The sequence below is a fragment of the Sulfitobacter sp. S190 genome (genome assembly GCF_025141935.1).
Lineage (GTDB): Bacteria > Pseudomonadota > Alphaproteobacteria > Rhodobacterales > Rhodobacteraceae > Sulfitobacter.
On record NZ_CP081120.1, the window covers coordinates 620,707 to 643,117 of the forward strand.

The following is a 22,411-nucleotide window of genomic DNA, read 5'->3' on the forward strand; positions in this document are numbered from 1 at the left end:
GCTGAGCACCAGTAACGAAGAAGTCCCGCGATGCCCAAACGCATTTTTTCCGACAAGAACCGACCCGTTCACATGGGCGCGTATCCCGTTGAGCGGCTGGCGCGGTGCGATGTGGCAGCCGGTCTGGATACTGTGCCCCGGCAAGAGCAGTTGCAGTTCTCACACGCGGATGATCCTTACTCCATTCTCAACGCTATGCGAAACCATCAGGCAACGCTGGACGCAATCCGCGACGGTGTCATCAATCCAAGCGTGGCCGGCGCGCCGACGGACCTGCAGACCCGTTCCGATCATCTGAAGGCTTTTGGCTACTTCTGCGATGCGGCAGGTGTCGGGATTTGTGCTTTGAACCCGACCGAAATTCTGGATCCGCCGTTCCGCAATGCAGATGTCGATGATCTGGGGCGGCGGCTGGCGCAGGGGCAGACCAAAACGCTCGCGTCCGGGATTGACGGCATCATGGCCGATTTGCGCGATGCGATCGGAACCGTGCATGCGCCGGTGTCCGGGCATAGCCACGCGTTGGTTTTCCTGTACGAAAATCCGCGAGAGCCAGACCGGCAAGAGCCCGGGTGCGACTGGATCCAAGGTGCGCAGAGCCACCGTGCCGCCCTGTTGGCATCGGAAACCGCTGTGGTGCTGGCGGGATATTTGCGGCTTCTGGGATACGGCGCGCGGGCGCACACCGCGAGCAGCAGCGATGTGGATATGGGGCGGTTGTCGGTCCAAGCCGGTCTGACCGTGGCAGAGCAAGACGGCTTGCGCCATCCCTATATCGGCACGCGGTTTGGCCTCGCCGTGGTGACAACGGATTTTCCTATGGCGGTTGACAGGCCCTTGCGCCCGATTGCCGAGCAACCAGCGTCTGCTTTCGGTGCGGCCTGGAAGCTCGGGATCGGTTTTGCGAAGAATGCGATGAATGCGTTGCCCTATGCGACGCGGCGGTTCCGCGATGGGGCGCATCCTTTCGAACGGCTGAAACGGGTGGACAGCCCGACCACATACATTGATGCGCCGAACGTCGCCCGTGTTCCCAAGCGGGCCGACATGTTCGCGCGCGCGCAGTTCGGCGATCTGGGCAAAAACGTGCAGGACGGTGCCAAGGGCGGGCATTACGTGCGCAAGGCGGCACCGTCGATGGCGCAACGCCGCGCGCTCGGCGCGTTCTTGCTGTTGCAAGACGGCGAACCCGCCGCAAGCCGTCAAGAGATTGACCCGGAAACCGCTGCTGATCTGGTCAAGGCGACGTCATATTGGCTTGGTGCGGATGCGGTCGGTATATCGGCCTGCCCGGACTGGACATGGTACAGCCATGATGCCGAAGGCACCCCGATCGAGCCGCCGCACGATCAGGCGGTCAGCATGATCATCGATCAGGGATACGAGACGATGGAAGGCGCTTCGGGTGACGACTGGATTTCGGTGGCGCAATCCATGCGCGCCTACCTGCGGTTTTCGCTGATCGGAGGTGTGGTCGCTCAACAGATCCGTAATCTGGGGTACAAGGCAAAGGCCCATACCGTGATGGACGGCGAGGTCCTGCAGCCACCGCTGTTGTTGCTTAGCGGTTTGGGTGAGGTCAGCCGTATCGGTGAGGTCATCCTCAATCCCTATCTCGGTCCGCGTCTGAAATCCGGCGTGGTGACCACCGATCTGCCGCTGGCGCATGACAAACCTATCGATTTTGGTCTGCAAAAATTCTGCGAGGCCTGCAACAAATGCGCACGTGAATGCCCGTCGGGCGCGATCACGGCCGGGCCTAAGCTGATGTTCAACGGCTACGAGATCTGGAAATCCGATAGCCAGAAATGCGCCACGTACCGGATCACCACGCCCGGTGGGTCGATGTGCGGCAGATGCATGAAAACCTGTCCGTGGAATCTGGAGGGTATATTCAAGGAGGCGCCATTTCGCTGGGCGGCGATGAATGTGCCTGCACTGGCGCCTGCGCTGGCCAGACTGGACGATGCGGTGGGCAATGGGGGGCTCAACCCCGTGAAGAAGTGGTGGTGGGATCTGGAGGTGCAGGACGATGGCGCATACCGGCCCGCGACGACGCCGGTCAACGCGCGCAGTCTGCAACGGGATCTCGATCTGAAATACGAGGATCAGACGCTTGCTGTCTACCCTGCAAACCTCGCGCCGCCGCCGTATCCCTATCCGTTCGCGATGGACCGCGAGGCAGGGATCGAGGCCTATCAGGCCATGATCACCGCAGAAGAATATCGCGCCCGTGCGGACCGCGGAGAGACACCCGCACATGTCTATGCGCCGGATGCGTCCGACAGCCCCGTCATTCAGGTGGAGATCACGCGGGCAGAGCGGATGTGCGACGACATCACTAAGTTCGAATTCGCCGCACTGGACGGGTCGGATTTGCCGCAATGGTCCGCTGGGGCGCATCTCGATATCGTGGTGGCGCCTGAATATCTGCGCCAATACTCGATGTCGGGTGATCCGGCAGACCGCAGCCGCTATCAGATCGGTGTGTTGCGCGAACCCGCGGGGCGCGGAGGATCGCAGCTGTTGCACCGCATTTTCACCGAAGGTCGCAAAGTGTTTATCTCGCGTCCGATCAACCATTTCCCGTTGGTGGAAGACGCGGCTCACACGGTGCTTATGGGGGGCGGGATCGGGATCACGCCAATGATCGCGATGGGGCACCGTCTGCATGCAATCGGGGCTTCTTTCGAATTACACTATTCCGGTCGCAGTCGGTCGCAGATGGGATATCTGCGCGATCTCGAGCGGTTCGCCTGGGCTGACAAGATCACCGTGCATGTCACAGACGAAGGCAGCCGCATCGATCTGCCCAGCACGTTGGGCAACGTACCCAAGGCTTCGCATGTCTACACCTGCGGTGCAGATCGCTATATGAGCGCGGTCATGGACGCGGCCGGGGCGGCAGGCATTCCGGAAGACCAGCGCCATCTCGAATATTTTTCGGTGCCCGAAACGCCCGACTACGAAAACCATCCCTTCACGCTTCGCTTGGCAAAGTCGGGTCGCGATTTGCATGTCCCTGCGGACAAGACAGCCACCGATGTGCTGGCGGAGAATGGTATCGCCGTCGACGTGAAATGCGCAGACGGAATTTGCGGTGTGTGCCGGTGTGGTCTGGTTTCCGGGGAAGTCGAACACCGTGATTTCGTTCTGTCCAGGGCGCAGCGTCAGACAGGCATTATCCTGTGCCAAAGCCGTGCAGCAAAGCCGGATTGCGTTGTCGAAATCGCGCTTTAATCGACCGTGCCCCGTGCGGCCGCCAGCGCCGCTTCGAGCACGGTAGAATCTCCGATATGATTGGCGAGGATCAGGATCAGCCGCGCATTCAACGCCACGCTTTGGTCATGGTCCAGCCCATCGTGCGCTTCGATAAGCCGCTGATAAAACCCATCTGGGTCCGGGATGTTCGGGTCTAGGTTCAGCATTCGGGGCCCCTCGCAATAGCAGTCTGGATGGCTTTTTTCACCGCATCTGCGTCAAAGCCGGCCCAGCGCGCGACGATGTGCTGGTCCGGCCGAACCAGATAAACCGCCTGCGCTGCGGCCCCGAGATACCGCGCTTTGACGAAATCATCGTTTGGATCAAGCTCAATCGGTAACGCAGAAATCTCTCCGACGCGTACGTCAGCGGCGGGGCAGCCGACCGCCAAGATGTGGAAGCGGCCGTCGAGCCGGTCCAACAGAAAGCCGCCCGCCTGAGGCACGTCCACACAGGGCGCACCGGGGGCCGTTATTGCAGGACCGTCAAGAAGATCGGTCTGAACCAAAGCCTGCCCGGCATAGCTGCACGGAACGGATAGCCGCCCCGAGTTGACCAAGGGCCGCGCGAAGGGGTAAGTGACCGCGAGGTCCAGCACGGCATTGCGGAATACTTCGGAGATATCCGATTTAGGCGTCATGAAATCCGTCGCCCGCGTAGAGTTCAGGATGTTTTCATCCGCGGCATGTTCGCGCTCGGTTGCATAGCTGTCGAGCAGGTGCTGCCCGGCGACGCCCTTGGCAACAAGATCGAGTTTCCATGCAAGGTTCTCGGCGTCCTGTACGCCGGAATTCGCTCCGCGTGCGCCAAACGGAGAGACCTGGTGCGCGCTGTCGCCAGCAAAGAAAACCGGCCCGTGTCGGAAGCTCCGCATGCGCCTGCATTGGAATGTGTAGATTGAGGTCCATTCCAGCGTGTAGGGAGGCACGGTTCCGGTTTGTGACGAAAGCATCGCGTCAACGCGGCGCCGGATGCGGTCCGGATCGAGCTCGCGCGCGCGGTCAATATCCCATCCCAATTGAAAATCTATTCGCCAGATATCGTCGGGTTGCTTGTGCAGCAATGCCGACTGGCCCGCGCCTTCGAACGGCGGGGTGAACCAGAACCAGCGTTCGGTTGGAAAATCCGCTTTCATCCTGACGTCCGCGATCAGGAAATTGTCCTCGAACACCCGTCCGTCGAAATCCAGCCCCATCATGTTGCGCAGTGGCGAGCGGGCACCATCGCAAGCGACGACATAATCAGCCGTCAGGCCATATGTCCCGTCAGGCGTTTCGACCTGCAGCGTTGCGCCGTCCGTGGTTGTGTCCAGCGCCACGACCCGATTGCGCCCGCGAATTTCTATTGGCGCGCCATTCGCCTGCGCGCGCTCTATCGCCTCGACCAGATGCTTTTCGAAATAAGGCTGTTGCAGGTTGATGAAGGCGGGGTGTCGGTGACCGGGTTGGGGTTGCAGATCAAACTCGAAAATCTGGTGGTCCTTGTGAAAAACACGCCCGGTATTCCACACCACACCCTTGTCGATCATGGGGGCAGCTGCGCCCAGACGATGCGCGATGTCGAGCGTCCGCTTGGCAAAGCAAATGGCTTTTGAGCCAAACCCCGGCCCCTCGTGATCGTCCAGAACCAGAGCGGGCGTGCCGCGTGTGCCAAGATCCAAGGCGAGAGCCAGTCCAACCGGGCCACCGCCGACAATGACAACGCGGTGGTGCTGCGGGGTCCCGGTTTGCGCGGCAACCTTGCGATAGGGATACAGGGTAAAAGCAGTCTTGTAGCGCATGTCGACCATCGTTGGCCCCCCTCGATCGGCTTACCCTTGCAGGGCCGCCCACATGTCCAGATCGCGCTGGGCTGTCCAGATACGCGGATGGGCGATGCCCCGGGCCTCGTCATAGGCGCGGGCCACATTGAAGGGCAGGCAATGCTCGTAGATCGCGTAGTCGGCAAATTTCGGGTCGCAAGCCTGCCGCACCGCATCCCACGCTTCTTTCAATGTGCCACCGCGCGCCGCGACACGCGCGGCGGGGGCGTATGTGGACGCGATGAAGTCCCTCGTGCTGGCAATCGCGCGGTTGACGGCATCCTGTCCGATGAGCGCGCCACCCCGTCCGGGGGCCACGGCGTCCACTTCGAAGGCCGCGATACGGTCCAGCGTGGCACCCCATTCGCCGAAATAGCCATCCCCGCAGTAGCAAGCGGAATGGTCTTCCACGATGTCGCCCGTGAACATCACGTTTTCGTCGGCGACGTGAATCACGATATCACCTGCGGTATGCGCACGGCCCAAATGCATCAGGTCGACACGCCGGTTGCCCAGATACACTGTCATACGGTCATTGAAGGTCGTGGTGGGGTAGGTGAGACCCGGAATGCTTTCGTGCCCTTCGAAAAGACGTGGAAAACGTTGAAATTCGCTGTCCCAATCCTCCTGGCCGCGTTCTTCCACCATGCCACGCGCCATGTCGCTCATGATGATCTGTTCCGCTCCGTAGGCCGACGCGCCCAGTACCCGCACGGCGTGGTAGTGGGTCAGCACCAGATGCGTGATCGGCTTGTCTGTGACAGAGCGAACCTTTTCGATCACCTTGCTCGCCAAGCGGGGGGTTGCCTGCGCCTCGACGATCATCACGCTGTCATCGCCGATAATCACGCCGGAGTTCGGGTCGCCCTCGGCTGTAAAGGCCCATAGGCCGCGACCGATCTCGTCAAACGTAACGGTCTTTTCTGTCATGTCCCCTTGGGATGCGAATGCCTTGGCCATCGGTGTTCCTGTCTTGGTGGTAATCTGCGAAAATGGTCGATCAGGGAAAGATCGGTGCGGGTCGGATCGTGCCGGTACATGTGCCAAACCCGATCTGGTAATCTTTGCCCTTGGCAGTGCCGTGCAATGTGACCGTATCACCGTCGAGCAGGAAGCTGCGCGTCTGGCCGTCGCCAATATCGACAGGCGTCTCACCGCCCCAGCTGAGTTCGAGCATACTGCCGCGTTCGTGCACTTGGGCACCCGAAATGGTGCCCGAGCCGATCAGATCACCGGGGGTCATCGCACAGCCGGAGCTTGCGTGATGCGCAATTTGCTGAGCAGCGGCATAGTAGAGCGCTTTGCTGTTCGTTCGTGTCAGGGTGCAGGTTGGGCCGTCTTCGGTCTGGAGCGTAACCGACAGATCAATATCGTAGAACATTGGCGCGGAGTGTTCGAGATAGGGCAGGAGGGGGGTGTCGCGATCCGGACCCTGCGTGCGGAATGGCTCGAGTGCCGCGCGTGTCACGATCCACGGGCTGATCGATGTGGCAAAGGCTTTGGCCTGAAACGGGCCAAGCGGCTGGTATTCCCATGCCTGAATGTCGCGCGCGGACCAATCATTCAAAAGAACATAGCCAAAGATCATCTCGTCTGCCTGTGCCACGCTGACCGGGGCGCCCATTTGCGATGCACTCCCCACGATAGCGCCCAGTTCGAGTTCGAAGTCGAGCCGGGCACAGGGGCCGAACGACGGTTTTTCCGCGTCGGGCGCGCGGGTCTGGCCGTTCGGGCGCAAAATATCGGTGCCAGACACAACGACCGTCGAGGCGCGCCCGTTGTATCCGATGGGAATATGCAACCAGTTTGCAGGCAGCGCATTGTCCGCGCCGCGAAACATTGTGCCGACATTTTCGGCGTGATGCCGGCCTGCATAGAAGTCGGTGAATTCGGCAACGACAAAGGGCATGTGCATGCGCGCGTCCTGCATCGGCACGAGCAAGGGGGCGACTGCTGCCTGATCCGTGGACCCCTCGGCAAGCAACGCTTCAATCCGGTCGCGCAGGATTTGCCAGCCTTCCGGGCCCAGTTCCATCACATCGTTCCAGTAGGGCACGTCAAAAACCGGCGCTTCGGCCAGTTGCAGCTGCCCTGCTTCCTCTGCAGCACACAGATCGAGGATCATATCGCCGATGGCCACGCCGCAGCGCGGCTCCAGCCGGTTGGTGGAAAAGACACCGTAGGGCAGATTGTTGAGAGGGAACGGGCAAGCCACGTCATTTGCGCTTTCTACCCAAGATTTCCTGAGGGTCACGATGCTTCCTTTGTTGGGTCTTTTGGGTGGCGGGGCTGCTGTTATTTTCTGCTCGGGCGGTCCCATTGGCCGCGTTCGGGGCCACGCAGATCGTGTCCCGGCCCCTTGCCATAGCGATCAGGCCTGTCGTTGACGAATTTTTGCCACCACGCCCAGAAAATGAAACCGATGATAAAGACCAGATGGCCCAGTGCGATATATCCCAAAACCTCGATCATTTCTTGCCCGGCGTGCCGTCGAATTTTTTCTCAAGGTCCGCCCAGCAATCGATATAGTCATCCTGCAACGGTGCCTCCGTCGCGGCAAACCGTGTGAGATGCTGGGGAAACCGTGTCTCGAACATGAAGGACATGGTGTTTTCCAGCTTCTCCGCCTGCAGGTCCGCATTTGACGCGCCCTCGAACGCGGTCCGGTCAGGCCCGTGCGGCAGCATCATGTTGTGCAGGCTCATTCCGCCGGGGACGAACCCCTTGGGTTTCGCGTCGTAGACCCCGAATATGTTGCCCATGAGCTCCGACATGACGTTCTTGTGGTACCACGGGGGGCGGAATGTATCTTCGGCCACCATCCACCGATCGCGGAACAGCACGAAATCGATATTTGCTGTCCCCTCCACGCCGGAGGGTGCGGTCAGCACGGTGAAGATGGAGGGATCGGGATGGTCGAACAGCACCGCACCCACGGGGCAATAGGTCCGCAGATCGTATTTGCAGGGGGCGTAGTTGCCGTGCCACGCCACAACGTCCAAAGGCGAATGACCGATGCGGGTGCTGTGGAATTGCCCGGCCCATTTGACCGTCACTGTCGACGCCGCGTCGCGGTCTTCAAACGCCGCAACAGGGGTTTTGAAATCGCGCGGGTTCGCCATGCAGTTCGCGCCGATCGGCCCGCGGCCGGGCAGGTCAAACTTCTGGCCGTAGTTCTCACACACAAATCCGCGGCACGGACCGGAGAGCACTTCGACACGGTACACCAGACCGCGCGGGATAATCGCGATTTCCTGAGGCTCTACATCTATGACGCCCAGTTCCGTGGCGAACCGAAGCTGCCCTTCCTGTGGTACAACCAGCAATTCGCTGTCAGCGGAGTAGAAATAGGAATCCACCATACTGTCGGTCACAAGATAGATATGGCTGGCCATACCAACCTGCGTGTTGACGTCACCCGCGGTCGTCATGGTGCGCATGCCGCTCAGCCAGGTCAGGGGCCGATCCGAATGCGGCACGGGGTCCCAACGGTACTGGCCGAGCGATACAACGTCAGGATCGACATGCGGTGCCGACTTCCAATAGGGCAGGTCGATTTTTTCGAACCGGTGAGTATGCTTGACTGAAGGCCGGATACGGTAGCACCACGTCCGTTCGTTCTGGTGGCTGGGCGCAGTAAACGCGGTGCCCGAAAGTTGTTCGCCGTAAAGACCGTAGTTCACTTTCTGGGGGCTGTTCATCCCCTGCGGCAATGCACCTGGCAAGGCTTCGGTTTCGAAATCATTGCCGAACCCCGGCATGTAGCCTTCGACGGTGCCCACCGGTGTGGGTGCCGATTGCAGCCCGCTCGGTGTGGTCTGACGGTTCATGGCTGTTCCTTTGCGCGACTTCGGACAAGGGCTAATAGTTGTAAATGTAACTAACAACCACTATTCAGGGCAAATGGATGAGGATGTTCCTTTCGATCTGGGCGCGTTTCTGCCCTACACGCTCAACCAGGCGGCGGAAGCGACGAGCCGCGGTTTTGCGGGGCTCTACAAGGCGCGGTACGGCATGCTGCGCACGGAATGGCGTGTGCTGTTCCATCTGGGGCGCTACGGTGACATGACCGCCAGCCAGATTTGCGACCGTGCCTCCCTGCATAAAACCAAGGTCAGCCGAGCGGTGCGCGCGCTTGAACTCAAACGCTTTCTTGCCCGCACCACGCAGCAGAACGACAGGCGACACGCAACCCTTGCCCTGACCCGTCTGGGTGCCCGTGTGTATGCCGATCTGGCGGCTGCAGCGCGGGAATATGACAATGATCTCGCTGCAGAATTTACCGTTCAGGAACGTGCGGTGCTGGATATGTGCCTGCGCAAGTTGGCAAAGCTCTAGCGCTCAATCAGACACGCAGGCCGCAGGTTTCGAATGCCGCGCGCGTGGCCGCTTTTTCCGCATCGGTAAGTTGGAGCAGGGGGCTGCGCACCGGCCCGCCAACCTGACCGAGCAGCTCTTGCCAGTATTTGCCGTGTGCCTGTGGTTTGCCGCCGGGTTTCGTCGTCTTGATGGCCTCACGCACGGGATCGAGGCTGTCGCGCAGGGCGCGCGCGGCGGCAAAATCGCCGTCAAAGGCGAGCCGTGTGTATTCGTTCATCCGTTGGTCTTTCGCAGACTGAAGCTGGTAGGGGGGGGAGGAGCAGAGATACAGCTTCCAGCCCAACTCCTCGATATTGTCGAGCCAGACGTCCTCGGCAGCGGTGGAAACATGGATCTTGTCGCCCACCATATGTGTCAGTTTGACGTACATGTCGCGGGGAACGGAGTATTTGATGGCAACGATGTTCGGCAAATCCGCAATGCGGGCGCAAAGCTCGGGCGACATCAGATAGCCGCTGTCAGGATGGCTCCACATCGCGATACCGATATCCAGACGGTCGCAAAGTTCCTTGTAGTAGTTGTAGATCGTGTCGTCGCGATCGGTGATGAAGTGCAGGACAGGGGCGTGCACAACTACATAGTCCGCGCCACATGCCTGCGCATGGCGGGCCAGTTCGACGACGGTGTCGAAATTCTGATCAGAGGCTGACATGATCGTGCCCGCGTCTGCGCCGCATTCGTCCACCGCGATTTCGAAGTTGCGTTTGCGTTCATCCAGCGACATCGAAAAGAACTCGCCCTGTTTGCCTGCGATGAACAGACCGCTGATGCCCAGATCGTCGATCCAGTGCCGGATGTTGCTGCGCAGTCCAGCCTCGTTGAAGGAGCCGTCACTGTCGAACGGATTGAGCGCGGCGGCCCAAATGCCGCGCATGTTTGCCTGCGCATAGGCCTTTGCGTCATGCTTCGATGTGTAGTGCATCAGTTCGATCCTTTTGTGGCGGCATTTATGGCGTGCCAGATTTTGGCAGGCGTCAGCGGCATATCAAGCTCCCTGACGCCCAAGGGGGCGAGCGCGTCGAATACCGCGTTCAGAATGGCGGGGGGCGCGCCGATGGTTCCCGCTTCTCCTACGCCCTTTGCGCCCAGCAGATTGGTCGGCGTCGGGGTCTGGGTGCTCGAGATATGCAAATCGGGCAGATCGTAAGCGCGGGGCAGCGCGTAGTCCATGAAGGAGCCGGTCAACACCTGGCCATCGGCGTCATGGTGCATCGCCTCTTGCATGGCTTCGCCCCAGCCTTGGGCAAAACCGCCCCTGATTTGTCCGATGACCTGTTCCGGTGCGATCAGGCGGCCGGCGTCGTCAACGCATGTGGCCTGTTCAATTGTCGTGGTTCCGGTTTCGGAATCAATCGACACCATGACAAGATAGGCGCCATACCCCCAGGCCTGTCCGTCATTCTCGTATCTGACGGTTTCGCTGATCGGTCCGGTTTCGCCCGCGTCGATCCGGCGTTTCAGCGCGCGGCTTGCCGCAAGCACCGCGGACCCTCCGATCGCGGTGGAGCGGCTGGCCAATGCGCCAATGCCTTCGGGGGACGTTGCGGTGTCACCCATCGTGACACTTATGGACGACAGCGGCTGGTCAAGCTGCGCTGATGCGATACGGCCGAACGCAATATGCCGCTGCTGGCCCTGTGCGGAACTGCCGCTCGCCACGGTCACCTTGCCATCGACGTCACGACTGACCGTTGCGCTTTCCCAGCCCGATCCCGAGGGTTCGAGGTAGAACGATATGCCGATCCCGACCAGCGCGCCCAATTCACGTCGCTGCGCTTGGTAGGTCCGCAACGCGTCATAGTCCGAGACCTTGGCAAGCTGTGTCAGCGCGGCCGCGTAGTCGCCCGAGCAGAGTATTTGCCCTGTGGCTGTCGTGAACGGCATTGCTGTTTGCGGCACCAGATTTCGTTTGCGGATCTCGATCGGGTCGATCCCGGTGACGTGCGCGGCCAGATCGACAAGGCGCTCGATGAGGGCGACCGCTTCGGGGCGGCCCGCACCGCGGTAAATGCCCGTGGGTGGCAAATTTATTGTCGCGGCAGATGTTCTGATATCAATCGCATCGATCCCGTAACCGCTCGGCAGTATGCGGGCCGCGTTCCAGGCGGGGATGAGCGCGCTGTTGGGGAGCCATTGCCCCAGTGGCGCATCAATTTGTGCGGTCAAGGATGTGAACTTGCCCGCGGCATCCAACGTAAGTGTGCCGCTGCTCGTAATACCGCGACCCTGCGTGGCAGCGACGAAATCCTCTGATCGGGTCGCCGTCCATTTGATACTTCGGCGGTGACGGAAAGCGGCCCAGACGACGGCTACTTCTTCGGGATAAACCGATGCTTTCATCCCGAACGCACCGCCCACATCCTGTGCGATGACGCGTATGCGCTCCGGATCTATTCCCAGTATTGTCGCAAAGCTGTCGCGCGCGCGGTGCGGCGTTTGCGTGCTGGTCCAGATGGTTGCGGTGTCGGTAAGCGCATCATAGGCAACCGAGATGCTCCGGGGTTCCAGAGGAGCGGGGGCGAGCCGTGCGTGATGCACTTTGGTCGTTACGACATGCGCAGCTGCTGCGCGGCAGTCTGCAACGTCTCCCTGGTGCCAATTGCCCGACGCGATCTCTTGCGGCTCAAGCATCATGTCTTCCGCGACAAGCGCGATACCGATGGCCTCGGCGCCGTCGATTGCTGCATTCCGGCTATCGGCGATGACCATCGCGACAGGTTGCCCAACGGCCTGTACGTGGCCCTGTGCGATGATCGGGAATGGGGGAGTGCGTGACAGTTGCAGAACCGGATTGACCGGAAGCGTGCCCGCCAGTTCGATGTCTTCTGTGGAGTGAATGGCAAACACACCGGCACATTCCATTGCGTGGTCGGTCGTCACGGCCTCGATGCGGCCTGCGGCCTCGGTGCTTCGGGCGAAAGCCACGAACAGCGGGTCGGACAGCTCTGCGTCATCGGCAAAGCATGCTTTGCCGCGCAGCAGTCGTGCAACTGGATCATCGTGCATCGGGGTAGCGTCCAAAGGTGGTGCAACACTGGAATTACGCCGATGTTTGTTACAAACTACAAATATAATTCAGTGATCTGGATATCGGTTTTCGCAATAGCAGGAGAGAGTTCATGCCAAAGCTGGGCATTCTGGGCCACGGGTCAATGGCGGACTACGTCGTACGCGCACTTGACCGTAGCGATTGGCAAGTCAGCCATTGCATCGCGCGCGTCGGTCGAGAGGAGGCTGCACGCAAATGCATGCCCCGCGAAATTTGTGTGGCCAGTGACGTTCGTGATTGGAGCAGCATGCCCGATCTGGTCATCGATTGCGCCGGACATGCGGGGCTGGTTGCGCATGCGCCGGATGTCTTGCGCAATGGCACCCCGGTCATCACTGCGTCGATCGGGGCGCTGGCGGATGACGATGTAGGTACGATGCTGGCACAGGCGGCGCGGGCGGGTGACAGCCGTCTTCATCTTGCATCCGGCGCGATCGGGGCCTTGGACGCACTTCGGGCAGCGGCGGCAGGGGGATTGGATGCTGTACGGTATATAGGGCGCAAGCCGCCCGCAGGCTGGCGTGGCACCGACGCCGAAAAAATGGCCGATCTTGATCGTTTGGAAGAGCCGATCACACATTTCGAAGGCACCGCGCGGCAAGCGGCCCTGCGTTATCCCAAGAATGCGAATGTTGCCGCTTCTGTCGCTCTGGCCGGTTTAGGATTCGACGCCACGCGCGTCAGTTTGATTGCTGATCCGGGCTTTCAGGGCAACATGCACCAGATCACAGCCGAGGGTGCTTTTGGCCATTTCGAATTCACGATTACCGGTCATAGCCTGCCGGACACCCCGCGCACCTCGGCGCTAGCGGCGATGAGCATGTTGGCGGCTGTCACGGGGTATGACACACCGGTGACGTTTTGATGCAAAACCATTCACGTATCGTCGAACGGGTTCTGACGCGCCTGAAGTTCAAACAATTGCGATTGTTGATCGCGGTGGCCCGGCATCGCAGCATCCTGCACGCCGCGCGTGAACTGAACGTGTCGCAACCGGCGGCAACCAAGATGATCAAGGATCTGGAACTCGATTTCGAGGTCCGGCTGTTCGAGCGGACCAACCGCGGCGTTGTGCCGACCATTTACGGCGAGACACTGATTCGACACGGGAAACTCATTTTCGCACAGGTCAACAACGCGGCACAGGAACTTGATGACCTGACCGAAGGCACATCGGGCCGGATCGTGGTTGGCACCCTGCTTGCCGCGTCGTCGAAACTGTTGCCGATGGCAATAGAAAGGACGGTGCGTGACAGGCCGCAGGTCGTGATCAAAGTGGTGGAGGGCACCAACGAGGTGCTGATGCCCGCGTTGCGGGTTGGCGAACTGGACATGGTTGTCGGGCGTTTGCCGGTGCATCGGCACCGCGAAGAGATCGAGCACGAAAGGCTTATCGATGATGACGTCGCGTTGATGGCCCGCGCGGGTCATCCGCTGACCGGGAAGCCCACGCCGACGATGTCGGACTTGCTGGCCTATGGGTGGATACTGCCCCCAATCGAGACGACGTTGCGGCGGCAGATTGACCAGTTGTTCAGCAGGCAGGGTGGCGCCAGCCCGCGGTCATCGGTCGAATCCGCATCCTATCTGACCAACCGCGAACTGCTGAAAAACACGGATCTGCTGGCGGTCATGCCACGGCAGGTTGCGCATTCCAGCATGAACCGGGGCGCGTTGGCCGAAATCAACTGGACCTCGACCATCTGGCAAGGGGCCGTCGGTGTATCCTACGCGCGAGGCACCACACTGTCGCCCGCAGCGCAGGACTTTCTCGATGCGCTCAGGGCAGTTGCGCCTGACGTCTAGAGCGTGACCCACCCTTCGGGCGGCTCCTTGCCGGGATGCAGGGTTGCGCAGTTCGGGCAGGTGCGCTGCTCGTCCGAGGCATAGAATGCCTGATACACCGGCAGCAGGTCTTTCACGATGCTTTCCATCTGCAGCTCTGCACGGTGCACCAGCGCCTGGCATTCAAAGCAGTACCATTCCACCGCATCGAGTTCACCCGGTTGGCGCTTTGGCTCCACCACCAATCCGACCGATCCTTCCTGTGGCCGCTGGGGCGAATGCCTGACGTGAGGCGGCAGCAGAAAAATCTCTCCTTCGCGGATCGGCACATCATAAAATTCCTCGCCATCGTAGATCTTGAGCACCATGTCGCCTTCGAGCTGGTAGAAGAACTCCTCGACGGGGTCGTCATGGTAGTCGGTCCGCTTGTTCGGCCCGCCCACCACGGTAACCATCAGGTCGGCGTCCTCCCAGATCTGCTGGTTGCCCACAGGTGGCTTGAGCAGATGGCGGTGTTCCTCGATCCATCCTTTGAAGTCGAATGCCTTGAGCTTGCCCATACCAGTCTCCCTTCCTGTGCTACGACCCAGAGTTTCGGCACCCGCTGGTATCGTGACAAGTGCTGTCTGATGATTTTGGTATTTGATTTGCCGATAGTGTTTGCGCCCCGATGCCCGGATTTGCAGCAGCAATCCCGCGATCCTATCGCAGATTGCACAAGTTAATGCTTGATCAGGCAGGGTTTACGGCGTCTGCTATCAGGAAAACGGATAGCCGTATTCACCAAGCCCGCTTGCGCGTGGTCGTATTGATACGCCACGCTTTGACGGACAACCGACAAGCCGCAAAGGCGTCGCACCAAGACCAACAAGGGAGATATCCACCATGAACGTCAGAAACATTTTTACCGCGGCCGCGGTTCTCGCCACTTGCGCGCTGGGCGCGGGCGTGGCGCAGGCAAAGGAATTCCGGCTGGGTCTGATTACACCGCCATCGCACATCTGGTCACAAAACGCGGTCGAATTCGGCGACGCCTTGAGTGCTGCGACGGATGGGGCGCATACGGTCACCGTCTTTCCGGCCCGCCAGCTGGGGAATGAAGCGCAGATGCTGCAGCAGCTTCAGACCGGGGCGCTTGACATGGCATTCCTGACCGTTGCCGAAGTGTCCAACCGGGCGCCTGACTTCGGTGCGTTCTATGCCCCCTATCTGGCATCGGATGTGGGGCATGCGGCGCGTATTCTGGACACGGATGTGGCGCGGGGCATGCTCGACCAGCTTCCCGCGAAGGCGGGCGTTGTCGGCATCGGTTTCGGCATGGCAGGATTGCGCCAGATCGTGGCGCGTGGCGACGTGACAACCGCTGAGGACCTGCAGGGCCTCAAGCTACGGATCACACCATTCGATCCGATCCTCGACTTCTACAACGCGGTTGGTGCCGCCCCGACGCCGATGCCTTTGCCTGCCGTCTATGATGCCTTGGCCAACGGGCAGGTTGATGCAATCGACATGGACGCCGAACTGATCTGGAAGCTGAAATATTACGAGCACGCCGACACGATCCTGCAATCCAACCACATGATGTTCCCGATGGTGGGGCTGGTGTCGGCACGGGTCTGGCAGGATCTGTCCGAGGATGAACGCGCCACGATCACCGAGTTGATGCGCAAGGAGCTACAGGATTGTATCGACACCTATGTCGCAAAAGACGTTGAATGGCTGGAGCAAGTGCGTGGCACGGGCGAAACCATGATCGAGGTCGGGCCGGAATTCTTTGGCGACGCGATGACCGAATGGGAAGCCACCTGGTCCGAAAAATCTACGCAGTTGGGTGCATTGCGCGAGGCCGCAGAGGCGGTCAAATAAACGCATCGAGGGCAGGGCGGCAGCGCCCTGCCAACCGGTCAGCTTAAGGGTCATTCATGCTTGCTCGTCTGTCGCGCCGCTGGGCTCGGGTTGAAATATTCTGTGCCGCCGGTTTCGCAGTGGCCATCACCCTGCTGATTCTGCTCAATGTTGTGACGCGGGCCTTCAACGCATCCATCTACTGGGTCGACGAAGCGGCCATTTACGCAATGGTCTGGATGGCCTTTCTGGCAGCCTCTGCCGCCGTACACGAGCGCAGTTCCGTCTCGGTAACGCTGATCCGTGACATGTTGGGGCCCACGGCGCATCGATGGCTGGGCACGTTGATTGACCTCACGGTCGTCGTTTTCGCCTTTGCGCTTTTGTATTTCCTTTGGCGATGGCTGGCGCCGCTGGAACTGTTACGCGCGGGTTTCGATCTGGAGACGTTTCAGAGCCAGACCTTCAATTTCATCTATGCCGAACCCACAACGACCCTTGGTGTGCGCAAGATATGGATCTGGCTGATCATGCCGATCTTTGCTTTCGGTGTGACACTGCATGCCGTGGCAAACCTTTTTTCGCCGCAGTCGAGCGATTGGGAGGACACACGCCCGTGACCCCCATCGTGTTTATGGTCTTGCTGCTGGGATCTGTGCCCATCGCCTTGGTGCTTACGCTCACGGCAATCTGGTACATCGCCGAAAGCGGCAACACCGTGTTGTTCGACAGTTTCAGCCAACAGCTTTTCGCCGGTGTCGAAAACTACGGGCTGCTTGCCATTCCCTTGTTCATGCTTACGGGCGAGTTGATGAACGAAGGCGGAATGACCAGCCGCCTGATCAATGCCGCACGCGTCTTTGTCGGCGGCTTTCGCGGTGGTCTGGCGTATATCAACCTGCTGGCCAATATGTTCATGGCCGCGATCATCGGGTCGGCTGCCAGCCAGATCGCGGTGATGTCGCGTGCGATGGTGCCCGAGATGGAGAAGGAAGGCTATTCACGCGGGTTCGCGGCGGCCACAACCGCGGCCGGTGGATTGTTGGCTCCTGTCATTCCGCCTTCGATGCTGTTCGTGATCTACGGGGTTCTGGCCCAGATACCGATTGGGGACATGTTTCTTGCCGGCATCATTCCCGGGCTCATTCTGGCGACGGCCTTTTTCTTGGTGATCGCCCTGATCGGGCTCCGGGTGGAGTATCCCGACGGGGAGTGGATGACCCGCGCGCAGATGGGTCAGGCGCTGTTGAGCGCGCTGCCGGCCGCGCTTATTCCGGCGGCCATTATCGGTGGCATTCTCTTTGGCATCGCAACGCCGACTGAATCGGCGGCTGTTGCGTCGCTGATTGCCTTTCTCGTCGGATGGCTCGGCTATGGCGAGATCAGGATGTCACATCTGGGGGGGCTCTTCGGGCGCACTGCCCGCAATGCGGCGCTTGTAATCTTCATGATCGCGGCTGCCAATGTGTTTGGCTGGGTCATCATATACGAGGCGCTGCCGCAGAAACTCGCGGCGCTGATCACCTCGATCACTTCCGATCCGTTCATGTTTCTGCTGATCGTCAATGTGGTTCTGCTTGCCGTCGGGATGTTGATTGACGGGATTGCAGCCGTGATCCTCGTCACGCCGATCCTGTTGCCCATCGCGATGCAGAATTACGGGATCGACCCCTACCAGTTCGGTGTCGTGATGAGCTTGAACCTTGTGCTGGGGCTGCTCACGCCACCCGTTGGTATCGGTCTCTACATTGCGAGCTCGATGAGCGGTGCAAGCCCGATGTCGATCATGCGTGCCCTCTGGCCGTTTTTGTTGGCCGTGCTGATCGTGTTGATCGCGCTCAGCTATTTCCCGATCCTGTCCACCGCGTTGATCTAGGGCGACACCCCGCGCCTCGGGGATGCCGCCATGTCTTGCCGCTTCAGTGGTTGGAATGATCTTCGGTGTCGGATTTCGCGCCGGTGCCGTGTACGACGGTCCGCCGCTCTACGACGTTGAATGTGACGGGTATCTCTCCTGCCTTTTCGAAAACCAGCGTTGCGTCGATTTTCTCGCCATCTTCGAGCGGATCACCATCGAGCCCCATAAACATCACGTGCAGCCCCCCCGGGGCAAGTTCGACCGTTTCACCGGCAGGCAGGTCGATCGCATCCAGATGCATCATCCGCGCGACACCGTTGGCGTCGGTCTCGGAGCGGTGCAGCATGATCTTGGCAATACTGTCGGAGGTGACAGCCAGCAATTTGTCGTCGGCGCCTGCGTTTGTGATGGTCATGTATCCTCCACCGACCTTAGCGGTCTTTGCCGTCTCAAACGCGATTGGATGGTCGATGGCGATATCGCCCAGCTTGTATTCATGCGCCGATGCGACGGTGGCTGCGACACCCAGCAGGGCAGCAAGTGTAATTGATTTCATGGTATTTCCTGTCGTCTCAAGCGGACGCTTCATGCGCCCAGAATTTCGATGAAGTTTTGCTTCAGGCAAACGGGGGCGCGCGTGCCGGGGGCATCACTTCGTCGTTGCGATACAGAAAAAACGGGGTGGCAGGTGAACTGGTGCGTGCACTGCCATCGAAAACGACCGGTGAGTGTGCCAAACGGGCGGGCGGTTCCGCGCATTCTTGCGCGATGCGGCACGCAAAGCAATCTGCGTAGCCGTGCGTGGAGCCCGTATCGCCGCAGATGTCGGACAGATCGCCGCCCAATGCGACAAACGCGGCGAGTGCCGGATCAGGTGTATTCGCACCGGCGCGATGACCGAACGGCACAGCCGTTATCGCCAGAAGCGACATCAGGACGAGCGTCCGGATCAGGAAGGCGTGTACAGCACGAAACATGCCGGTGTGCTTAGCGCGCATGATGCGGTCGTTCCAGCCCCCAAACTGTCGCACGAAACCGTCTGCGGAAATGACAATCGCCCCGGCGTGAGGTACCGGGGCGATCCGCCTTCGAGGTAAGCCGAAGGACTGACCCTGCGCATCTGGGGAATAGAACGCAGGGTGTATGGTCTTACGCGTCTTGTGCGTCGAGAGTTCCGACAGTCACATCAAGTGTGACCTCTTGTCCCTTTCGCAGAACAAGCACTTCCGCCGCGTCATCGGGGTTTGTACGCGCGACGGCCCGCGTCAGATCACGCAATTCGAAAATTTCGACATCGCCGAAGGACAGGATGATGTCCCCGTTGCGCAGACCGGCTTCATCGGCGGGGCTGTCATCGGAAACACGTTCAATCACCGCACCGCGGGGCGTATCGTAGCCCAGCACTTCGGCGACTTCATCGCTCATCGGGCGGATGTCTACGCCGAGCCACCCGCGGGTCACTGTGCCATCATCGGCCAGATCGGCGACGACGTCCTGAACCAGATCGGATGGTACGGCAAAGCCGATCCCGACGGACCCGCCACCGGGGGAAATGATGGCAGTGTTGACGCCAATGACCTCACCGTCGTTGTTGAACAGAGGACCGCCCGAGTTACCCCGGTTGATGGCCGCATCGGTCTGGATGAACTCGTCGTAGGGCCCGGAATTGATGTTGCGCGCTTTGGCGGAGATGATGCCGCTTGTCACTGTGGAACTCAGGCCGAAGGGGTTGCCCACCGCCATCACTTCATCGCCGACACGCATCTCTTCCGACGATCCGAAAGCAACGAATGGCAATTCGACGTCCGAAGTGATTTTCAGAACTGCGATGTCGGTGGCTTTGTCGCTGCCGGTGACTTCCGCCTCGAAGCTGCGGCCATCGGGCAGTTTGACCGTTACGGTTTCCGCACCCGCGACCACGTGGTGATTGGTGACGATCTGACCGTCAACAGAGGTGATGAAACCGGTGCCCAGCCCTTGCTGATCCCGACCGCCGTTGGGTGCCTGCTCTTCGAAACGGCGGCGCAGCTCTTCCGGCGTATTATCGGGGAGCCGGCCTTCGAAATTGGCGGGCTTTGCCTTGCCTGTGACCTCGATAAAGACCACGGCGGGCGAAACCTGTTCGACCAGATCAGCGTAGCCACCGGCGGGCACGGCCAATGCGGCGGACGGCGCCAGCGCCACCATCGGACCCGTTGCCAATGCTGCAGCAAGCGCCAGCGGCGCGGATTTGGAAAGCAAAGATGTCATGTCATACTCCTCAAGCATCGTTTTGCGATTGGGGCAGAAATGAACCGGCAGCGTTACATCCAAACCCTTGCTGGCTATACAAAGGTGTAATGATGCATTGCGGTTTTCGGGACCTATATAATGGACCATGAAAATACTCGTTGTAGAAGATGATGCCACCACAGGGACCTATATCGCGCGTGGCTTGCGCGAAGAGGGCCATACTGTCGATCTGGTCGCAGACGGGCGGGCGGGCCTTCTGCAGGCGACGGGCGCTGGCTACGATGTTCTTATCGTTGACAGGATGCTGCCACAGATCGACGGCATTACGCTGGTCAAGACATTGCGCGGCGCAGGCAATATGGTGCCGGTGCTTTTCCTGACGGCGTTGGGCAGCGTCGAGGATCGCATCGGTGGTCTGAACGCCGGAGGGGATGATTATCTGGTGAAACCGTTTGCGTTTGGTGAGCTTTCGGCGCGTGTTGCCGCTCTGGCGCGCCGCCCCCAGACTGTCGAGCAGGAAACAACATTGACCGCGGGTGATCTGGAAATGGATCTTCTGACCCGCAAGGTCGTGCGGGCAGGTCAGGAGCTCGATCTTCTGCCGCGTGAGTTTGCGCTTTTGGAGTTTCTGATGCGGCGCAAAGGCAGGGTGCAGACCAGAACGATGCTGCTCGAGGGGGTTTGGGATCTGTCTTTCGATCCGATGACCAATGTTGTCGAGACCCACATCAGCCGACTGCGTGCCAAGGTCGACAAGCCGTTCGAGACGGAACTGATCAAGACTGTGCGCGGTGCAGGCTACCGGATCGACGGATGAGCAGCGGGGTCCGCACCGTCTGGCGGTCGATGCCCTTGCGGCTCGCGCTCTTGCTGGTGATCCTGTTCACCACCGTCAGCCTGCTCAGCCTTGCCGCAAGTTATGTCGTCACGCGGAATGCGTTCGAGGAAGCGATCCGCGATGATCTGGCACAGGATATGGCCGGGTTCCGCGCGGCCCCCTCATCGGTCGCGGTGGCGTTGCTGGTACAGGCTGAATCGCAAGAAACCGATCCCGGCAGGCTGGTGCTGAGCTATGTCTCGGCGAGCGGGCAAGTCTATGGAAACGGTGCCATTGCCAAGGACGGCGAAGGGTTCCAGATCGTATCGCTGCGCGAGGGGCAGTCCGAATTCGACGGTGCCTATCTTGCGCTCAGTACGGAACTCTACGGGGGGCGCCTTACAATTGCACGCAGCCGCGCCGAGATCGAGGCGTTGCAGCCGGTGTTCCTCAATATCCTGCTGGTCAGTCTGTTGCCGACGGCGCTTGTTGCGCTTGGCGGTGGCCTGATCCTCGCGCGGCGTTCCAAACGGCACGTGGAGGTCATTCGTGCCACTTTGGACAAGCTGACGACCGGCAATCTGGCGGCGCGGGTACGTGTCGGGCCGCGCTGGTCCGATGATCTGAGCCGTATCGGTGAGACTGTCAACGCGATGGCTGGCGCGCAGGAGCATTCGGTGACCGCTTTGCGACAGGTGTCGTCGGACATCGCCCACGACCTTAAGACGCCGGTCCAGCGGGTGTCGCTGACGCTGGATGCGCTGTCACGCCAGACGCCGCCCGGAAAACCGGCTGCCCTGCTTGACGAAGCGCAGGAAGAGTTGCGCGGCATCGCGGCGACTTTCGCGTCCTTGCTGGAACTGGCGCAGGCCGAGAACAGTGCGCTGCGCGCGGACTTCCGTCCCGTTGATCTGGCGGCCCTATGCCAGACGCTGGCAGATGTGCACGAACCCGTCGCGGGCGAGCGCGGACAGACATTGCACTGCGAAGCATCCCGGCCCGCGGTCGTCATGGGGGAACGCAATCTGCTGGGCCAACTGGTGTCCAACCTGCTTGCCAACGCGCTGCGGCACACCCCCGAAAACAGCGATATCCGCATATCTGTGAAAGCGCAGGACGGCGCGGTCGTGCTAGTGGTTTGTGACAACGGACCGGGTATTCCCAGCGACGAGCGCGACAAGGTTCTGCAGCGGCTTTACCGACTGGATCGAAGCCGCAGCACACCGGGAAACGGCCTCGGGCTGAGCCTTGTGGATGCGGTGGCGCGGCTGCATGGCGCACGGATCAGTCTGGAAGATGCCGGACCCGGATTGCAGGTACGGGTCTCTTTTGACGCAGCGCCCGACGGGAGCTAGCGGCATAAGCCCGTCCGCTGTGCGGCAA

The 22,411-nt window shown here is 60.4% G+C and carries 21 protein-coding genes; 9 read left to right on the plus strand and 12 right to left on the minus strand.

What is annotated here, in order from left to right; translation table 11 throughout:
- The first annotated feature begins 30 nt into the window (after positions 1 to 30).
- Positions 31 to 3,240 carry a reductive dehalogenase gene (locus K3756_RS03265; RefSeq protein WP_259990869.1) on the plus strand — a complete coding sequence of 1,070 codons (3,210 nt, stop codon included), beginning with the start codon at positions 31 to 33 and terminating at the stop codon, positions 3,238 to 3,240.
- On the opposite strand, the gene K3756_RS03270 is transcribed toward K3756_RS03265, so the two are convergent.
- Genes K3756_RS03270 through hmgA form a run of 6 tightly spaced genes read right to left on the minus strand, consistent with a single transcriptional unit; the run spans position 3,237 to position 8,892 of the window.
- Positions 3,237 to 3,428 carry a DUF2783 domain-containing protein gene (locus K3756_RS03270; protein WP_259990871.1) on the minus strand — a complete coding sequence of 64 codons (192 nt, stop codon included), beginning with the start codon at positions 3,426 to 3,428 and terminating at the stop codon, positions 3,237 to 3,239. The genes K3756_RS03265 and K3756_RS03270 overlap by 4 nt on opposite strands.
- Positions 3,422 to 5,050 (minus strand): FAD-dependent oxidoreductase, encoded by a 1,629-nt coding sequence (locus K3756_RS03275; protein ID WP_259990873.1) that lies wholly within the window; start codon positions 5,048 to 5,050, stop codon positions 3,422 to 3,424. The genes K3756_RS03270 and K3756_RS03275 overlap by 7 nt, the downstream gene beginning before the upstream one ends.
- A 21-nt stretch (positions 5,051 to 5,071) precedes the next feature.
- Entirely contained in the window at positions 5,072 to 6,022 is a 951-nt protein-coding gene (locus tag K3756_RS03280) for an MBL fold metallo-hydrolase (protein ID WP_259990875.1), read from the minus strand.
- Between the two features lie 40 nt (positions 6,023 to 6,062).
- Positions 6,063 to 7,316, minus strand: coding sequence for a fumarylacetoacetase (fahA, locus tag K3756_RS03285; RefSeq protein WP_259990877.1), 1,254 nt, complete (start codon positions 7,314 to 7,316; stop codon positions 6,063 to 6,065).
- A 41-nt stretch (positions 7,317 to 7,357) separates the two neighbouring features.
- Positions 7,358 to 7,534: a hypothetical protein gene (locus K3756_RS03290; RefSeq protein WP_259990878.1), complete on the minus strand. Its 177-nt coding sequence runs from the start codon at positions 7,532 to 7,534 to the stop codon at positions 7,358 to 7,360.
- A complete protein-coding gene (gene hmgA / locus K3756_RS03295) occupies positions 7,531 to 8,892 on the minus strand; it encodes a homogentisate 1,2-dioxygenase (RefSeq protein WP_259990881.1) in 1,362 nt (453 codons plus the stop codon). The genes K3756_RS03290 and hmgA overlap by 4 nt, the downstream gene beginning before the upstream one ends.
- Positions 8,893 to 8,965: 73 nt before the next feature.
- On the opposite strand from hmgA, the gene K3756_RS03300 reads away from it, so the two are divergent.
- Complete coding sequence (locus K3756_RS03300) at positions 8,966 to 9,400, plus strand: MarR family winged helix-turn-helix transcriptional regulator (protein WP_259990883.1); 435 nt, start codon at positions 8,966 to 8,968, stop codon at positions 9,398 to 9,400.
- A 7-nt stretch (positions 9,401 to 9,407) separates the two neighbouring features.
- Here K3756_RS03300 and K3756_RS03305 read toward each other — a convergent pair whose 3' ends face one another.
- Together K3756_RS03305 and K3756_RS03310 are read right to left on the minus strand one after the other, a co-directional pair.
- Positions 9,408 to 10,364 (minus strand): dihydrodipicolinate synthase family protein, encoded by a 957-nt coding sequence (locus tag K3756_RS03305; protein WP_259990885.1) that lies wholly within the window; start codon positions 10,362 to 10,364, stop codon positions 9,408 to 9,410.
- Entirely contained in the window at positions 10,364 to 12,448 is a 2,085-nt protein-coding gene (locus K3756_RS03310; protein ID WP_259990888.1) for a xanthine dehydrogenase family protein molybdopterin-binding subunit, read from the minus strand. Before K3756_RS03310 ends, K3756_RS03305 begins: the two co-directional genes overlap by 1 nt.
- A gap of 113 nt (positions 12,449 to 12,561) precedes the next feature.
- Here K3756_RS03310 and K3756_RS03315 point away from each other — a divergent pair, with 113 nt between their 5' ends.
- Complete coding sequence (locus K3756_RS03315) at positions 12,562 to 13,356, plus strand: aspartate dehydrogenase (protein WP_259990890.1); 795 nt, start codon at positions 12,562 to 12,564, stop codon at positions 13,354 to 13,356.
- Positions 13,356 to 14,297, plus strand: coding sequence for a LysR substrate-binding domain-containing protein (locus tag K3756_RS03320; RefSeq protein WP_311201706.1), 942 nt, complete (start codon positions 13,356 to 13,358; stop codon positions 14,295 to 14,297). Before K3756_RS03315 ends, K3756_RS03320 begins: the two co-directional genes overlap by 1 nt.
- Here the strand turns inward: K3756_RS03320 and K3756_RS03325 are convergent.
- Entirely contained in the window at positions 14,294 to 14,836 is a 543-nt protein-coding gene (locus tag K3756_RS03325) for a 3-hydroxyanthranilate 3,4-dioxygenase (RefSeq protein ID WP_259990894.1), read from the minus strand. The two genes, K3756_RS03320 and K3756_RS03325, sit on opposite strands and share 4 nt — an antisense overlap.
- Positions 14,837 to 15,161: 325 nt before the next feature.
- Between K3756_RS03325 and K3756_RS03330 the strand changes: the two genes are divergently transcribed.
- The 3 genes from K3756_RS03330 to K3756_RS03340 are packed head-to-tail and all read left to right on the plus strand — an operon-like array spanning position 15,162 to position 17,997.
- Positions 15,162 to 16,142: a TRAP transporter substrate-binding protein gene (locus K3756_RS03330; protein WP_259990896.1), complete on the plus strand. Its 981-nt coding sequence runs from the start codon at positions 15,162 to 15,164 to the stop codon at positions 16,140 to 16,142.
- A gap of 56 nt (positions 16,143 to 16,198) precedes the next feature.
- Positions 16,199 to 16,741 (plus strand): TRAP transporter small permease, encoded by a 543-nt coding sequence (locus K3756_RS03335; RefSeq protein WP_259990898.1) that lies wholly within the window; start codon positions 16,199 to 16,201, stop codon positions 16,739 to 16,741.
- Complete coding sequence (locus K3756_RS03340) at positions 16,738 to 17,997, plus strand: TRAP transporter large permease (protein WP_259990899.1); 1,260 nt, start codon at positions 16,738 to 16,740, stop codon at positions 17,995 to 17,997. The genes K3756_RS03335 and K3756_RS03340 overlap by 4 nt, the downstream gene beginning before the upstream one ends.
- A gap of 43 nt (positions 17,998 to 18,040) precedes the next feature.
- Here K3756_RS03340 and K3756_RS03345 read toward each other — a convergent pair whose 3' ends face one another.
- From K3756_RS03345 to K3756_RS03355, 3 genes are all read right to left on the minus strand, one after another.
- Positions 18,041 to 18,535 (minus strand): copper chaperone PCu(A)C, encoded by a 495-nt coding sequence (locus K3756_RS03345; protein WP_259990900.1) that lies wholly within the window; start codon positions 18,533 to 18,535, stop codon positions 18,041 to 18,043.
- A 61-nt stretch (positions 18,536 to 18,596) separates the two neighbouring features.
- Entirely contained in the window at positions 18,597 to 18,956 is a 360-nt protein-coding gene (locus K3756_RS03350; RefSeq protein ID WP_259990901.1) for a hypothetical protein, read from the minus strand.
- Between the two features lie 172 nt (positions 18,957 to 19,128).
- Positions 19,129 to 20,229 (minus strand): trypsin-like peptidase domain-containing protein, encoded by a 1,101-nt coding sequence (locus tag K3756_RS03355; RefSeq protein WP_259990902.1) that lies wholly within the window; start codon positions 20,227 to 20,229, stop codon positions 19,129 to 19,131.
- A gap of 127 nt (positions 20,230 to 20,356) precedes the next feature.
- Here K3756_RS03355 and K3756_RS03360 point away from each other — a divergent pair, with 127 nt between their 5' ends.
- Both K3756_RS03360 and K3756_RS03365 read left to right on the plus strand, forming a co-directional pair.
- The gene (locus K3756_RS03360; protein ID WP_259990904.1) at positions 20,357 to 21,028 is read left to right on the plus strand and encodes a response regulator transcription factor; all 672 of its coding nucleotides are present in this window, start codon (positions 20,357 to 20,359) and stop codon (positions 21,026 to 21,028) included.
- A complete protein-coding gene (locus tag K3756_RS03365) occupies positions 21,025 to 22,383 on the plus strand; it encodes a HAMP domain-containing sensor histidine kinase (protein WP_259990906.1) in 1,359 nt (452 codons plus the stop codon). Before K3756_RS03360 ends, K3756_RS03365 begins: the two co-directional genes overlap by 4 nt.
- The last annotated feature ends 28 nt before the right edge of the window (positions 22,384 to 22,411 follow it).